The sequence below is a fragment of the Victivallis vadensis genome, from assembly GCF_003096415.1.
GTDB classification, from domain to species: Bacteria; Verrucomicrobiota; Lentisphaeria; order Victivallales; family Victivallaceae; genus Victivallis; species Victivallis vadensis.
The window spans coordinates 23,246-40,025 of record NZ_QEKH01000007.1; the positions used below are offsets into that span (position 1 = coordinate 23,246).

The following is a 16,780-nucleotide window of genomic DNA, read 5'->3' on the forward strand; positions in this document are numbered from 1 at the left end:
CGCCCCCGGAACGGCGGCGATGACAATCAGGCAATCTTTTCGCACCCCGGCGGCAAGGCGGTCAGCGCCAGGAGCCGTCTTCCCACTTCAACGGGCTGAAGAACGTATTGCCGGAATACGACACATTCTGCACCGGCTTGTTCTTGTCGGTCAGGTGCCAGAAACAGCGCAGCGTCGGAAAGAAGCTCAGGATCGTGGAGTACCGGATGTCCTTGTACTCCCCCGTCTCCGTGCAGACGCCGTGGCGGATGTCCGACTCCTTCTTCGCATTCCAGCTCTTCGTTTTATCCGCATCCGTGCCGAATTCACACAACGCATCGCTGAACTCGTAGAAATAACTGATCTTATCCACCGCCTTTCCGGGATTGGCGTCCACGTCGGTGTTGGGATTCTGCGTCACCCCGGTGTTGCCCGGCCGGTCGTAGGAAGCATGATATTCATTGTCCTCGCGCGCTTTCCAATCTTTCGCGGCGGTGCCGGGGCCGTTGCCGTCCTTGGGGCAGTGATAGCTCTTTTCGGCGCTCATATAGTCCGGATAGATCGTGGAAATCCACGGCGGCATCCGGTCGTTGAAATCCCCCCGGTAGGCGACGAAGGCAAGCCCGAACTGTTTGAGGTTGTTCAAACAGGCGGTGTTGCGCGCCTTGTCCCGCGCTTTGTTCAGGGCCGGCAGCATGACGCCGGCCAGGATTGCGATGATCGCGATAACGACCAACAACTCAATGAGTGTAAACGGCTTACGTGGTTTCATGAAGTTCCTCCTCCGTGATTGGATCCGTGGTCAGGCCATGTATGGTTTTTTCCCAGTAAAACGGTTTGGTGAAAATCTGGATGAATCCTTTCCATGCCGCGATGGAGATCAACAGCCAATAGAACGGCATCAGCAATGAAACCGGAATCAGGTAATAAAATTTCCGTTTTACGCATGCCGCCACCCCGATACCGATGAATATAAAATTGGCGAACAGCATAATCAAGGAGCCTGCGAAAAATATTTGAGAAAAAACCGCCCAGAACGGGTCCTCCCCCTGCCCGTAATAGACCAGCGGCCACGCGCGGAAGCTCATGCCGCCCAGCCGGATTCCCTCGTAGGCGCCGCCGGGCAGATGGGGGCCGACGATCTGGTCGTAGAGTCCGAGTCCGTGGGAGAAGCCGTGGATCAGCAGCCCGGCGTAAATCAGCAGCACGGTCCAGAAGATCAGGTTGGTCAGCATCATCATCGCACTGCCGCCGACCGCGAGGAATCCGCCGAAAGCCCCGTAAAGCCCCAGCCGCTTCACCGTCAGGAACGGATTGCGATAGTGGACCAGATGGGTCTGGATGAATCCCTTGACCCAGCGCGAACGCTGCCGGATCCAGTTCCAGACATGGGCGTTGGCCTCCTCGTAGGTCGTGGAATTGACCAGCCGGGTCTTGTAACCGCGCTCGTAAATGCGGATGCCGAGGTCGCAATCCTCGGTCACGTTGAAGGGGTCCCAGCCGCCGACCTCCCGCAGCTCGGCGGTGCGGAAGTGGTTGCTGGTGCCGCCGAGCGGCAGCGGCAGGTTGAAGAGCTGATAACCGGACAGCGTCAGGTCGAAATAGGTCGAATACTCCACCGTGAACAGCCGGGTCAGCAAATTGTGCCGGGCGTTGAAGTAGTTGAGCTTGCCCTGCACACACAAAACCTTTTTCTCTTGGTCGCGCCGGAATACGATATACGCTTTCTTGAGCTGGTCCGGCTCCGGCGCATCCTCGGCGTCGTAGATCACGCTGAATTCGCCGCGCGCCCGGCGCAGGCCGAAATTGCAGGCGCGCGGCTTGGTCCTGGGCGGCGCGTCCGGAACGGTCACCACTTCGCAATAGGGCGGCAGCCCGGTCCTTTCCAGCGCGAGGCGGGTTTCGTCGTCGTCGGCTTCGAGCAGCAGCTTCACGTCAAGCTTCTCCTTCGGGTAGTCGAGACGGCCCATGTTGCGGACGATCTTCTCGGCGATATTCGCCTCGTGATAGAGCGGCAGCAAAATGGTGTAGACCGGCAGCTCCTTTTCGTCGAGCGCCGCGACTTCCGCATCGGAGACGATTTCCTCGCCCTGCCCGAACCACGACAGCACCGCCGCGCCGCCGCGGAAAAACACCGCAGCCGCGTACCAGATCATCAAGTAGCCGGTCACGAAAAAGACAAAATAATCCCAGCGGAATTTCAGCAGGAACAAAAGCAGGAGTACGACCGCCAGATAATAGAGCCGCTGGCCGCGGCTCGACACCTGAATCGCAGATCCCCCCGGATTGCTCTGCACAAATTCCCTTGTAATCGGGTCGAGTTGTGTCAGATCGAATTTCATATGCGCTTAACGTATAAAGATAGCGTATAATTCGGATATCTCAAATAAAATACGTCGAAAAAAACGTTTTTTTTCTGTTACGAATCCGAACCGCCGCATCCCTCTGCAGCCATTAACGCACATTCAGGCGATCATATTCACACCGTGTACAAGTTTCTCGAACCGGGATTTCGCCTTCGGCGACCAAGGCGCTCCAAAAGGAGCGAAATCCCATTTCTGGAAACTTGCATACGGCGTATATTCCGTCTGACGCTCCTGATTTCCCGATTTTTCCAGCCTTCCCGGAGTCAGCGGCTCCGCCTCCATGCGGCAACGGTTTCGGAGTCGTAGAGAAGCCGGAGGAACAACCCGCCGACCACGGAACGGGCCTGGAAACCGGCCTGCACCGCGCTCCGGGTATCATACCAGTCGGTCATCGGCACCCGGCTGGGCGACTCTTTCAGGAAATCGATCACCGGCGCCAGCAGGGCCTGAAAATCGTCGTCTTTGCCCGTCAGGCAGGCGCAGTGGAGAATCCAGTCCAGTTTGGTGTAGTCAGCCCGGCTGTCGAGCGGCAGACCGTAACGGTTCTGGTGCGCCCGATAGAAAGCGACTTCGCGTTCCGCCAGCGATTCCGGGAACAGATTCAGGTCGAGCAGTTTGTCATAGACCAGATTGTACTTCTGGCTCCAGGTGCCTTCCCGGTCGAATGCCAGCCGGGTGCATTCGCCGCCGTCGGCGGCTTTCAGCCATTCCCCGGCGAACTTTTCGGCAATGGTGCGGAAATATTCCGCATCCTCCGCCTCGCCCAGTGCGCCGGCGCTTCGGGCAAAGGCCCCCAGGCCGAGAATCGCTTTCAACGCCAGATTGGCGTTGTGCGCCAGATGCCCGGCGAAATCGTCGGTGCAAAGCTGGGACGCCGGGTCCATGCCGTTGCCGACAAGATAAACCGCCCATTTTCTGAGCTGTCCGTAGTGCCGGCGGACAAAGTCGCGGCGTCCGCCGAACTTGAGCAGCGCTCCGGTCAGAATCAGCAAATTGCCGCACTCCTCGACCGGCATCTGCGTTTTCGGATTGCAGTCGTACTGGCCGTTGGCCAGCGGATACGTGCCGAGGTCATGCGGGGCGAACTCAAATTTCCAGCGTCGCGAATCGAGAAACTCGAAGATCGGAATCAGCATGCCTTCGAGCAGTACCGGCGCCATCAGCAGAAACAGCGGCGCCGAAGGATAGGTCACATCCACCGTTGCCACACAGCCGTTGGAATGGTTCTCCTTGGAGAAGAACAGCGGCCTGCCCTGCCGGTCGGCGGCCAGCTTGTGGGCCGCGACAGCCTGCCGGTACGCCCCCGCACAGAGCACGGCATAGTTTTCGCCGCCGAGCTTCCGGCAGTCGGCGAGCAGCCGGGCGTCGAATTCCGCCGCGCGGCGTTCGATTTCGGAATATTCGGCCAGGCCCCTGCTCAGCATGGCGCCGAAAGTTTCTCCGTCCCTGCGCCAGTAATCGACCAGTTTTTCATGCAGGAATTCAAGTGCGAAGACATCGTCATAAGCCACCGCCAGCAGCAGCGTCGCCGGTTCGGCGCCAACTCTGCCGAAATCATGCGCGGCCGCACAGACCGGCCAGGCGTACTGCAAGGTGGTCATCGGGTCGAGGAGATCGTCGCAGCCGCCGATGGAGCCGTCCCGGCAGAAGCTTTCGCGCAGGATTCCGGCTTTCTGATACCGCAGCGTGACGGGCGAGTCGTGCCGGGCGGCCAGATAGAGTCTTCCCCAGTCGATCTTGACGATATCGCCGCATTCGCGGAGCGGGTGGTCATTCAACCCGCCGGCAAACGCCAGTTTCAGGCCGGCCGCTTCGCCGCGGCCTCCGGCCACCTGGCGCCCGGCTCCGTTCACGGTCCAGTCGGCGCCGCAATCCAGATAGAACTGCACACTGTGTTCCCGGCCGTCGACGGAACGCACTTCCGGCACCAGATAGCAGAGCGGTCGGCTGAGCAGCTCCAGATCATCCGGCAGCAGCGGCGAAAGGAAAGTGAATTTCAGCTCGACGCCGTCCGCCGCGAAGGTATAGATTGTCCGCGTCGGCAGTACTTCACAACCGGTCTGTTCCATGGCTTCACCGCCGTCGAGGCCGCAGAAACGCCGGCTCCGGCCGTCGATCCGCAGGATGCCGGAGAGCCTGCTGTCGGCTCCGCCCCAATGGCAGCTCCAGCTTTCGGTCAGGCGGTCGGAAAAGCTCCAGACGCTGAAAAAGGGATCGTGCACGACCAGCGGGACGGCCGGGTAACGCATTTGTCGGGTCATAATGAAAAATCCTTTTCTGATAAGGAGGTTGAAGATTGCCGTTCCCACGGTCAGGACAGGTTCGCCTGCCGCCGCAGCCAGCCGGAGGCAAGTTGCGGCCAATCCGATACCGGGCGGCCGCTGCGGAGGATGCCGTATCCATGCCCCCCTTCGGCAAAGAGATGAAGCTCCGCCGGAACCGAAGCCCGCTTCAGGGCCAGGAACCAGCCAAGCGCATTCTCCGCACGGACCTGGTCATCCTCCGCCTGAACCAGAAAGGCGGGAGGAGTCCCGGAACCGATGCGGAACTCCGGCTGCGGGGCGAGATCGTCACCGCACAGATAGGCCGGATAAATCAGCAAAGTATAATCGGGGCGGAACGGCATCCGGTCCGTTTCGTCAACCGGCTCATACGGCACCGGTTCCGCCGGAGCGGCGATGGACGCCGTCAGGTGGGCTCCCGCCGAAAAGCCGAGGCAACCCAGCCGGTCCGGCCGGATGCGGAACGATTCCGCATGGAAGCGGATGAACCGCATCGCCCTCGCGGCGTCGGCGCGCGCGGCTTTCCGCCGGTCCGGGCAGCGGTACTTCAGCAGGAAAGCGGCGAATCCGATCGAATTGAGCCAGCCGCAGATATCGCGTCCCTCGTGATTCCACGCCAGAAACTCATAGCCGCCGCCGGGGCAGACCATCACCGCCGGATGCGGTCCACGGCCGCTGACCGGAAAAAAGGTCAGCGTCGGGCGCGCGACATCCGTCAGCCGGTCAATCCCGTCGACAGGTTCCAGGAAACGCTCCGCAGCGGCTCGCTCCTCCGTTCCGCCGAAAGGAACGGCCGCGTTCCACAGGGAATACTCCGGATCATACATATCTGCGCCGGTTCTCCGGCAGGGGATGGGCCCGTTTGGGCGGGCATCATTGTTCTTCATCAAAAAATCCTCCATTTCAAACCATAAATTCCGCCCGCCCCATCAGAACTGAATGCCCAGAAGCCCCGATTTCGGCAGCCGCACCCGGGAAAGCCCCGCGACAGGCGGCGCACCGGGACTTTGTCGCCCGGCCGCGTCAAAGCAGACGGCCTGACGAACCGGCAGCGGCAGCTCCAGCAGCAGCCGGCCCGAACCGCTGCCGTTGATGATCCAGCAGCATTTTCCCGGCCTCGGGGGAACCGGCACCGCCAGATCCCCGCCATAAACGGCGATCACCATCTCCGTCTCCGTTTCCGCGACGACCAGCGGATAATTGAGTTCGGGGTGATACGGCGTCAGCTTTCCGTGCAGCAGCACCTCCTGATGGACGTGCATGAAATCCAGCCAGAATTTCAGCATCTCCCGATGCTCCTCCGGGAGATCGGCGAGCCGCACGGAAATCTGCGGCACACTGAAAATCACGTTCAGCAACTGCAGCGCGGCGTTTTCAACCGTGTCGCGGCTGTTCCATTCCAGCATGTCGGAATGCACCGCCGTGTCGCCGGATGTCAGCCTCAGATCGATCACACCGAGCCGGTTCGACAGAAAATCCCCCGGGCAGTCTCCGACCCGGAACAGATTGCCGTATTTCCGGATCGCCGGTCCGATGTAGCTCTGCCGGAATTCGATCAGGATTCCCGGCTTGATCCGTTCCAGCCGGGAACGCGTTTCCGACAACAGCAGGTTCACCGCTTCCGGCAGGGATCGGAGGTCCCGGCCCGCATAATCCTCCCGGACAGCGGGGTCTTCCCCGTCGAAGCGGAAGCTGTCGATGAAGTCGAGTTTGAAGCCGTCGATGTCCCACTGCACAAGCGCCTTTTCATAGGTGGAGATCAGAAACTCCCGCACCTCCGGGAAACGGGGGTCCAGCACCGCCGTCCCCAGCTCCTCAAGCCGGTAGAGGAACTTCCCTCCGAACCGCTCCCGGTTCCGGCTCCTGTCCCCCATGAACGGGACGGAGAACCAGACCAGATATTTCATCCCGAGCCGGTGAACCCGTTCCACATGGGCGCGCATGTCGGGGAAACGCCTTTCGGAAATCTCCCAGTCGCCGCAGAACGCATAACCGCGCCGGTTGTCGTCGGTCTGCCAGCCGTCATCAATGATCACGCCCTTCATGCCGTACCGCGCGGCCAGCGCGCATTCGCGTTCCAGCTCCGGCGCGAAAAGATTCTGGTGGAAACTGTACCAGGAGGAGTAGAACGGCTCATACGCGGCCGGCGGGACGGCGGCCGCCTCATATTCCGGGAAAGAGGCGAGCCATCCGAAGGCTTCCCGGATCGCCTCGGCATAAAAGAGCGGCCGGATATCGAGCCGGAGCAGGAGTTCATAAGCCGCGATCGGCGCTTCCGGGCAGGTGAAAAGTTCGACCGAACAGGCCGCCTCGCAGGTTTCCTCATGGACTCCGGCTTTGATTTTCACCGGGCGCATCGCCTCGGAAACAGCAAACAGCAGGCGGTTTTCGCCGGATTGGCTCCCGAGCAGCAGCACCGGCGCGGAGGTGGCGAGGTCGGAGTGCAGCGCCGCAGTCCAGTCGGCGGGGATTTTGCGGTTGAAACCTCCCGCCGGATGCCAGCAAAAGTGCATCTCCGTCAGCGGCACACGCCATTCGAGCAGCAGGCGCGGCGGCGGAGCCGGCGCAGCGGTTTCCATTGCGATACGGATATGTTCCAGGCCGGGTTCGACGGTCCGGCCGGAAACGGCAATTCTCCAGCTGCCGGTCTCTCCATTCAGATTCAGGGTTCCAAGAATACTTTCAATCACCATAAGTTGCTTTTCTCTCTTGTTCGCGCGGGCCTTCGCTCCGGCGCGGGTTCATTTTTCCGGTCCGCCCTGGTCGACGGCTTCAAGTTCCACCTTGTCGGCGAGCGAGATATGCCCTTCCACGACGCCGTTGTCGAGATCGTTGACGGAAGTGCGGCTTTCGAGGTCCCGGAACAGCCGGAAAAGGTCACGGACTCCCCCGACGCCGAACCAGACGGTGGTCACCGCCGCCAGTACCAGCGGAACCGCCAGCTGAACCACGAAGAAGTAGTGTCCCCACCATTCCAGCGGCCACGGCGAGAACAAATTCCAGAGCAGCACCCCCAGGAACGCCAGGCAGAAGGAATAGACGAAGCTGTACCCGAAAAGGCTCCATGCAATGACCCGGTCGCCGCGGGTGTATTCCGGCGTGATGCCGATCACGTTGGCGAAAAATTCGCGCAGCGACCAGTGGAGCTTGTACTTCTTCGTCCCGTCGATCGCATATTTCCCGCGGTGGAGCATGCGGTCGAGGTTGAACGGCTCCTTGCAGGTCAGGTACGAAACCGCGCAATAGAGCACCACGGTCACGATCATGGTCAGGAAATAGAATTCATAGGAGTTGACCGGGCATTTGACCGCATCCATTTTCCAGACGATCCAGGGATTGAAAGGGCCGGAGAGCGTCTCAAGCGCATTCCCCACCGCGACGGCCAGATCGTTGGCGTCCAGAAACGGGTAGACCGTGTCGGCCCAGTTCCGCTGGATCAGCACGCCGCCCGCCGCCATGACCATTCCGGCGATCAGCGAAGTGAAGGCCCCTGCCGTGGTGCCGAACCGGCTGTACAACCCGAAAATCATCACGGGAGCGCAGCCGCCCAGCCAGATGGAAGTCATCAGCGTCACGAACAGATTGATGTAGTCCAGCTGCGACATGAAATACGAGCCGCAGAAGAAAAAGACGCCGACGCCGACCGATACCAGCCGGATCACCCGGATGTGCTGCTCCGGCTTCAGCGGCTTTCCGCACAGCGGCACGACCACATCCTGCGTGATCGTCAGCGAGGCGCTGTAAATGCGCGTATCGTCGGTGGAGAGCATCGCCAGCACCATCAGCAGCGCGAAAAGTCCGAGGATCACCGGCGGCAGCAGTTCGCGCATGGCGACCGGCAGCATCAGCTGGTAATACAAGGTGCGGAATTGCTGGAACACGGCATTGCCGTTCTCATTTTCCAGCAGGGTCCGGTGCGCGGTGTCGAGGTAGACGGTATCGAGATTGCTCCGGTCGGAAAGCGGGGCGTCCCGCCCGACCACATGCTTCTGCTCCGGAATATCGCGGAGGTTGGCGACCAGCCTGGCGCGCAGCGCGCCATCCTCGACGAGCCCATCCGCGATGCGGGTCGAAAGCCGGGTGCGGATCTCGCGCGCCTCCCCGGAGAAATTGCCGTGGTTGAGCACGACGATCACCGCAACCGCGATCAGCAGATAAAAGATCAATCCGAGCATATTGCGCCAGGTGCCGAGCATCCCCGCCATCTTCTGTTCATGCGGAGATTTCGCGGCGGAGGTGATCCCGGCGCCGATCCAGCTGGCGTGATGCACGATCATCGTGGTGAAAGTGACGATCAGCATGAACACGTTGAAATCACGCAATTCGCCGACGTCGAAGGGATCCAGAAAACTTTCGCCGGGAACCCGGTCCATCATCACCGGCACGATTTCCGTGCTCCATGAGAATTTGCACAGCACGAATACGATCATCACGGCCAGCAGCGGATAGCAGAACATCCCCTGAATCGCATCGGTAATCACCAGCGTCAGGGTCCCCCCGCAGCAGATCAGGGTAATCGCCATCGCCAGCACCAGCACCACCAGGAGCATGAAAGTCGGCAGCTGGCAGCCGAAAAGTCCGATGGATTCCGGCAGGTCGAAGAAGTAGATGAAAAAACGCGCCGCCACCGCCGGCATGATCATATTGGCCAGCATCTCCGAAAGCGACCGCAGCGTCGCGGCGAAAATGCGCAGCGGGCGGTTGTAACGCATTTCCAGAAACTGTCCCAGCGACATCGCTTTGGTCTCGCGAAACCGGTAGGTGCAGTAGCCGGTCAGCGCGATCACGATGCTCAGCGGCATCGCGAAACCGTTCCAGAAGCTCAATGCGAATCCGGTTTTGTACTGCGCCTCCACATAGGCGACCAGCCCGATGATCGCCAGCGCGTTGGCCACGTCGCCGACGCTGATCACATACCGTCCGCACAACCGCCCCGCAACCAGAAAATCGGCCACGCTTTTCACATATTTGCGGGAATAAAATCCCATTCCCATCACAAAAAGCACGGGAATTATCACGATCAGCCAGTCAAAAAGAGTCATTGGTCCGCAACCTTAAACAATCTATTAGAAACTCCCGCCGCCTGCTCTATGCAAACGGCGACGGCACGGAAAAGCCGCCAGGGGAAGGACGGCATTTCCGCGTATCGGAGGGAGCCGGGGAAAGATGACTATTTGCCGGTTATTTCGAGCCAGTCATCCAGAATCTTATATCCCGGTTTGTTGAGCTCCGCGACATGCCCGTCACCGAAAAAGACGTTCATACCGCCGGGATGGGCAGCAAAGGGACCGACGTTCAGCACATTCGTGCGCCACAGATAGTATTCGGTGAACCAGGCGGCATCCGGATTCTCCATCCAAAAACGCTTCCAGGAGTCGCCGATGCAGATAATCCTAGACGGGCTTTTCCGACCAAGTTCAGTCTGGTTGAGGATAAACCACTCCCGCGGAGCCGGTCCGTAGGCATTATCGCCCATAAACTCATTGTAACCGTAACTCAGAGCCGTCCGGCTCACCTGCCAGGCATCGTGTCCGGTATCGGCCGGACAACTGAGCACGGTTCTGGTCTTGGCCTCTTCTCCGTAATGGCCGATATATGATTTCAGAAGAAGTTCCCACCACGGCAGTGCCGGATGAATATCGGTCTTCATACTGTTTGGCAGGATAATGCCCGCATGCTCATCGGAGTACAACGCATAATAGGTGCCGATCTGCTTGAGGTTCGCCTTGCATTTGACGCTGTGGGCCGCCGCCCGCGCTTTGTTCAAGGCGGGCATCAGCATGGAAGCGAGAATCGCGATGATCGCAATCACTACTAAAAGTTCGATAAGCGTAAATTCGGACACTTTTTGCGCGTATCCCCTCTTTCCACCATACAGTTTCATAGATCACTCCTTTATGTTGATTGGGGACGCACCCGTTCCCGGTATGAGGGGAGAAACGGATGCGGTCCCTGGATTCCGTTTATTTTTCCACGGGCACAAAAGCCTTCAATTTCTCTTTTTTGAATGCTTCCATCGCGTCATCCAGGGCGACGGCGCCTTTCGTGCCGTACATCGCCCGGATCTCACCGTCGACGTCGATCCCCTTTTCCCGGAGCGCGGTGACCAATGCGTAATCATCGACTCCCAGCTCCCACAGCGCCCAGCGGCGGGAGGGATAGCGCACTGCGTTTTCGTCCAGATAGGTCATGCCGTAATTGACGACGCCTGCCGGCGGCGTGATCGAAGCGTGCCGGAACTGCAGGCCGGTCAGACTCCAGAACGTGAACCCGTCCCACTTGCGCTGCAGGGAATTCAGCGCCATGCGGCGGTAGTTGTCCAGCGGATGCCGCGGCTGCGAATCGCATTCGTAAATCCAGAGCGGCTTCCCGGTGCTCCGCAGGAGTTCGAGGGCCTGATTGCCGTTCTTCGCGTCCTCCTGCAGGAACCACGATCCCAGGCAGAAGTAGTCCAGATAGGGAAGGAACGGACGCAGCTGATCCGCGTTTGCCGGCGGAGGATCGGAAAAAATCCGGATCTGCGGATCCAGCCGCTTGATGTTCTTCGCGGCGTTGAGAAATTTGTCGCCCAGCACTTCGTCGAAACAGTGGACGATCCACTGATCGTAATCGTAGCCGCGGGATTTCATATAGGCGGCGAGCTGCAGATAGTAGTTGTCCAGATCGCCGTTCCACTTGTCGGCGGCGCTGGTAAACCAGTTTTCCAGGAAAAAGATCACCTTGCCGCGGTCGCCGTTGGCATCGACCTGATCCAGAACCTGTTTCAGGTTGCTCTTTTCCCAGTTGACGGCCTCTTTCGCATCGTTCCCGCAATTGACATGGAAGACATTGACGCGGGCCTTGCGCAGGAACTCGTAATCCGCCTGATCCTTCGTCACACCGTAATCCCAGTTGAACACCGCCACCGGCAGCTCTTTCGGGGATTCGATTGCCGCCACAGCCTGACGGACCGGAACCCGAAGTTCCGTCACGGCGGCCGGGTCCAGCGGAGTTAAGACCAGAGTGCCGCGGTAGATGCCCGGCTTCAGGTCGCGGCTGCGCAGATCGATCCAGATTCCTTTCGTCTCGCCGTCCGCCACTTCGAACACACTGTCGAACGGCAAAGGCGGCATCGCATCGAAAAATCCCTCGACCGGAATCATGCGCCGCAATTGCGGGGCCGGAGCGTTCTTCGCCTCCCAGCGGGGACGGAAGTACTGGGTCCGCCCGGAATGGTTGCGCACGAGCAGGATTTTCGCCTCATAACCGTTCACGGGCATCGTGACATCCACTTCCGGCTCCGTTTTCGCGGAGACCGGCGTATCGACGTCGAATTCGACCGACGGATTGATCAGGCGGGCTTCCAGAGCGTATTGCCGGCAGGCGGCGATCACCGCGGCATCCGCCGGGGTAAGACTCTCTTTCCGGTAGTTTTCCTGCGCAGTGACCAGCCGCTTCAGCAGCTCCCCGTCGACCGGCAGCCCGAGGGCGGCGTCGCGTCTGTAGCTGTCGGCCAGGGCGTCGAAACGCCTGCGCTGCGACCGCATCCTGCGCATCTCCACGAAATTCGTGCCCGGCGCCTTCAGTTCCGGCAGCGGCGGCAGTTCATCGGCGCATTCGAGCGTCACTTCGTCGATCAGCATGCCGGCACCCGTGGCTCCATAGCCGATTCCGGCGGCAAGGCTCACCATCTCTCCCGGCGCGCGTTCGCCTTCCACCACGATCCGTTCCCAGCCGTTTCCTTCGGTGGTTTTAATCCCCACCTTGCCGGGGCCGGCGGAATAGGAGTGGCCTTTCGCCAGGCCGATCTCGGCTTTTCCGGGGAAATCGCTTTTGCACCATGCGGTAAGACGTATCTTCCTGCCGTGAAGCCGCTCCGCCGGAATATCGGCCAGCAGGAACATCCACTGCGCTTCATCGGAGGCTTCCAGATAGAGCGCCCGCCTGCCGAAGGCCGCTTCCTTCGAGGGAACATGAATCCATTTCCCGGGTTTCTGCCCACGGTAGAAGACCGAGATGGGCCACTTCGCCGGATCTCCCTCAAAATCCTCGTGGTAAACGATCTCCGCAGATGCCTGAAGCGCCGTGCACGCCAGCAGCGCCGCGACGGGAGCCGCGCAACGCCGCAGAAAGGCGGACGGATTCAGCGCCGCCATCTTCCGATACTTGCTCATGTTTTGCATATCTCCTTTGTATTAGAACCGCCTCCCACTCCGATCGCCAATGGAAGTACTTTCGGCAAGATAAAAACTCCCGGCGGAAGCAATCGCCCTCCGCCAGAATACGGTTTCCGCACAGAAATCCCCGGCCGCTCACGCGGCCTGTTCCGCAATCGCGATCAGCGCGGGCAGTCGATGACCGACTCGCGATGAACAAGCTGCGGTAAAATCCTGACCGAACGCAGCGGCGCGGCAGGCTCGTCGATTCTGGCCAGCAACAGCTTCACCAGCTGTTCGGTGATCTCCGAAAAATCCAGATCGAAAGAGTCCAGCGCGGGACACAGAAACGCAGTCATGAACGAGCTGTCCAGCGCGATCACCGACAGGTCGTCCGGCACCCGGATTCCGAGTTTCGCGGCACTGGAGAGCGCCGCGATCGCTTCGGTGTCGCTGTGACAGATCAGCGCATCGGGAATGACTCCGCCGCACTCCCGGTAAAACTTGCCGAACGCATCCAGCGGGCGGCGGCTCCAGAACGTCAACTCGAAAATCCACTCCGGTTTCGATTCAAGCCCGCACCGGCCCACATGTTCGCGGAAGAACCGGTTGCGCTCCCCCACGCTCAGAATACCGATCCGGCGGTGGCCGAACCGCTTCAGGTGCTCCAGCGCCCGGATGATCATCTGTTCTTCATCGAGAACGACATAATCGTAGAATTCGTTCCGGTATCCGTACACCACCGCCGGAATTTTCTCCTCCCGGAAACAGGGCGAGGCGTCCCAGCTGATCACGCCGCTGATATTGCGCTCAAAGAAGGTCTGAAGCGTCTGCGCGTGCAGTTCTTCCGAATCGTCGCCGCCCCAGAAGGAGAACAGGCTCGTAAAGCCGCGCTTTTTGATTTCACGCTGCAATTCCAGCGCCATGTTGCCGTAGATGCCGGTGCCGGACATCGGCATCGCCACGCCGATGGTCGAGGACTTCCGCGCCCGCAGTTCCCGCGCCGCGGTGTTCGGCCGGTAGTTCAGCGCCTTGACCGCCTCGGCCACCTTGCGGCGGTTCTCCGGCGTGCTGTTGCGGTAGCCGGAATTGCTGATGATGAATGCGACCAGACTCCGCGAAAGTCCGCAGTAGTCCGCCACATCCTTGAGTGTAACCCGCTTCTGTCGTTCCGGCATCGTAATGTCCTTGCAATACTCTTGTAGATCGTTCTACATTAATTATACTACAGACGGCACGCGATGTCAAGAGCCAAAGCCGAAAAATTGAAAAATAATACGGCGAAGCGAATACGTCCGCCACGAAAAAAGGGAGCCTGCCATTGCGGGCAGGCCCCCTTCAGGGTTCGGCAATACGCTTATTTCAGCGAGTTCAGCAGGTCGAGGGTGCGCGCGAGCTTCTCCTCCATCTCGGCGAGCTTGAGCTTTGCGTCGGCGACCACCTGCGCGGGAGCTTTCGACACGAAACGCTCGTTGGAGAGCTTCGCCTTCGAACCGGCGATCCATCCCTCCAGGTCCTTCTTCTGTTTTTCGAGCTTGACCCGCTCGGCGGCGACGTCGATCAGGTCGGCCAGCGGCAGATAGACCGTGCCGAGTTTGCAGATCTGCGACGGGGCCGCGCCGTGCTTCGCGAAGTCGAATTCATCCAGCGAAAATTCGATCGCTTCGGCGTTCAGCAGGCTCTTCAGCGAGGCTTCCTCCCGGCTCAGGAACTCCAGCGCGGCGGCGTCCACCGCCTTGATGTGGAATTTCACCTTCCTGCCGTCGGGCAGGTTGTAGGAGGCCTTCAGGAAGCGGCCCCCTTTGACCAGCTCGAACTTGCCGTCGATCCGTTCGAGTTCGGCGGGATCGGCCGCGGCGCAGGAGTCGCTTTCGGGATAGGGTTCGTACATGATCGAATCGCCCTCCGCGACGAAGCCCATCTGGTGCGCCAGCTCCTCGGTGATGAACGGCATAAACGGGTGCAGCAGCCGCAGGATGCGGAACAGCGCGTAATCCAGCACGGTCAGCGCCCGCTCCTTTTCCGCACCGCCCGCGCGCATCGGCACCTTTTCGGCTTCGATGAACCAGTCGCAGAAACTGGTCCAGACCAGTTCGTACAGCTCGTGCGCCGCCGAGTGGAAACGGAACTCCGCCAGCGCGGCGTTGATCGATTCGATCGTTGCGTCGAGGCGGGCGAGCATCCAGCGTTCGTCGCCGGAGAGGTTCGCCGCGACATCGGCCGGGAGTTCGCGGAACTCCTTCGACACTTCGCCCTGCATCTGCCGGAAGCGGCAGGCGTTCCAGAGCTTGTTCGCGAAGGTCTTGCCGATTTCGCACTTCTCATTGCTGTAGCGGATATCCATGCCGACCGGAGCGATGTACACGATCGTGAAGCGCAGCGCGTCCGCGCCGTAGGTCGCGATCACATCCAGCGGGTCGGGCGAGTTGCCGAGCGACTTGGAGAGCTTGCGCCCCTGCTCGTCGCGGATGATGCTCGTGAAGTACACGTTGCGGAACGGGATCTCCTTCATGAATTCGCAGCCCGCCATGATCATGCGCGCCACCCAGAAGAAGATGATGTCCGGCCCGGTCACGAGGTCGCAGGTCGGGTAGAAGTATTTCAGTTCCGGCGTCTCCTTCGGCCACCCCATGATCGAGAACGGCCACAGCCAGCTGCTGAACCAGGTGTCCAGCACATCCTCCTCCTGCCGCCATTTGCCCGGCGCGGTCGGTGCTTCCAGCCCGACGTAGACTTCGCCGTTCTCGTCGTTGTACCATGCCGGAATGCGGTGGCCCCACCAGATCTGGCGGGAGATGCACCAGTCCTGGATGTTCTCCATCCAGTGGAAATAGGTCTTGCTCCACCGTTCGGGATAGAACTTGATCCTGCCGGACTTGACCGCCTCGATCGCCGGTTTCGCCAGCTCCTTCATATTGCAGAACCACTGGTAGCTGACCAGCGTTTCGATCGGCACGTCGCCGCGCTCGGAGTAACCGACCGCGTGCCTGATCTCCTCGACCTTCTCCAGCAGCCCCTGCTCTTCCATCATCTTCACGCAGAGCTTGCGGGCCTCGAAGCGGTCCAGCCCCTCGAACGCCGCGCCGCAGCGGGCGTTCAGCGAGGCATCCGGATTCATCACGTTGATCACTTCGAGGTTGTGGCGTTTTCCGACCTCGAAGTCGTTCGGATCGTGCGCCGGGGTGATCTTCACGCAGCCGGTTCCCTTCGCCGGATCGGCGTGCTCGTCGCCGATGATCGGGATCTCCCGGTCGGTCAGCGGCAGCTTCACCATCCTGCCGATCAGGTGCTTGTAGCGTTCGTCGGCGGGGTTGACCGCAACGGCGGTGTCGCCGAACATGGTTTCGGGGCGGGTGGTCGCGACCACCAGATAGCCGGAGCCGTCCGCCAGCGGGTAACGGAAGTGCCAGAAATGGCCCGCCACATCCTTGTAGATCACCTCCTCGTCGGAGAGGGCGCTCTTCGCGACCGGGCACCAGTTGATCATCCGCTGCCCGCGGTAGATGTACCCCTTGTTGTAAAGCTCGACGAAAACCTTCTTCACCGCCTCGGACAATCCCTCATCCATCGTGAAGCGCTCGCGCTCCCAGTCGCAGGAACAGCCGAGGGTGCGGAGCTGGCGGATGATCTTGCCGCCGAATTCGCCCTTCCACTGCCATACGCGGCGGATGAACTCCTCGCGGCCGAGTTCGTCGCGGCCGGTGTTCTCCTCTTTGCGCAGGTACTTCTCCACCCGCGCTTCGGTCGCGATGCCGGCGTGGTCGGTGCCGGGGAACCAGCAGACCTCCTCGCCCTTCATGCGGTGGTAGCGGCACAGAATATCCTGCAGCGTGTTGTTCAGCACATGTCCGAGAGTCAGGATGCCGGTGACGTTCGGCGGCGGGATCACGATCGAATAGGGTTTCTTATCCGGATTCGGTTCGCCGTGGAAATTCCCGGCCTTCTCCCATGTCGGGAACCACTTGGCTTCCACCGCCGCCGGTTCGTAGGCGCGCGGCAAAGGTTCGTGACTGCTCAT

Annotated in this window: 10 protein-coding genes; all 10 read right to left on the reverse strand. The window is 60.4% G+C overall.

Features of this window, described 5'->3' with window-relative positions; genetic code table 11:
• Positions 1–61: 61 nt before the first annotated feature.
• Positions 62–751, reverse strand: coding sequence for a type II secretion system protein (locus tag C8D82_RS05490; RefSeq protein ID WP_116883277.1), 690 nt, complete (start codon positions 749–751; stop codon positions 62–64).
• Positions 738–2,321 carry a glycosyltransferase family 2 protein gene (locus C8D82_RS05495; RefSeq protein WP_116883278.1) on the reverse strand — a complete coding sequence of 528 codons (1,584 nt, stop codon included), beginning with the start codon at positions 2,319–2,321 and terminating at the stop codon, positions 738–740. The genes C8D82_RS05490 and C8D82_RS05495 overlap by 14 nt, the downstream gene beginning before the upstream one ends.
• Positions 2,322–2,608: 287 nt before the next feature.
• Entirely contained in the window at positions 2,609–4,606 is a 1,998-nt protein-coding gene (locus C8D82_RS05505) for a glutaminase domain-containing protein (protein ID WP_116883280.1), read from the reverse strand.
• 50 nt (positions 4,607–4,656) lie between these two features.
• The gene (locus C8D82_RS05510) at positions 4,657–5,454 is read right to left on the reverse strand and encodes an alpha/beta hydrolase (protein WP_165832846.1); all 798 of its coding nucleotides are present in this window, start codon (positions 5,452–5,454) and stop codon (positions 4,657–4,659) included.
• 102 nt (positions 5,455–5,556) lie between these two features.
• A complete protein-coding gene (locus tag C8D82_RS05515; protein WP_116883282.1) occupies positions 5,557–7,320 on the reverse strand; it encodes a glycoside hydrolase family 36 protein in 1,764 nt (587 codons plus the stop codon).
• 48 nt (positions 7,321–7,368) lie between these two features.
• Positions 7,369–9,669 carry a sodium:solute symporter family protein gene (locus C8D82_RS05520; protein ID WP_116883283.1) on the reverse strand — a complete coding sequence of 767 codons (2,301 nt, stop codon included), beginning with the start codon at positions 9,667–9,669 and terminating at the stop codon, positions 7,369–7,371.
• Positions 9,670–9,797: 128 nt separating this feature from the next.
• Positions 9,798–10,511, reverse strand: a complete 714-nt coding sequence (locus C8D82_RS05525; protein WP_116883380.1) for a prepilin-type N-terminal cleavage/methylation domain-containing protein — start codon at positions 10,509–10,511, stop codon at positions 9,798–9,800.
• Positions 10,512–10,590: 79 nt separating this feature from the next.
• Positions 10,591–12,780 carry a hypothetical protein gene (locus C8D82_RS05530; protein ID WP_116883284.1) on the reverse strand — a complete coding sequence of 730 codons (2,190 nt, stop codon included), beginning with the start codon at positions 12,778–12,780 and terminating at the stop codon, positions 10,591–10,593.
• Between the two features lie 164 nt (positions 12,781–12,944).
• Complete coding sequence (locus C8D82_RS05535; protein ID WP_116883285.1) at positions 12,945–13,940, reverse strand: LacI family DNA-binding transcriptional regulator; 996 nt, start codon at positions 13,938–13,940, stop codon at positions 12,945–12,947.
• A 179-nt stretch (positions 13,941–14,119) separates the two neighbouring features.
• Complete coding sequence (locus C8D82_RS05540) at positions 14,120–16,780, reverse strand: valine--tRNA ligase (RefSeq protein WP_116883286.1); 2,661 nt, start codon at positions 16,778–16,780, stop codon at positions 14,120–14,122.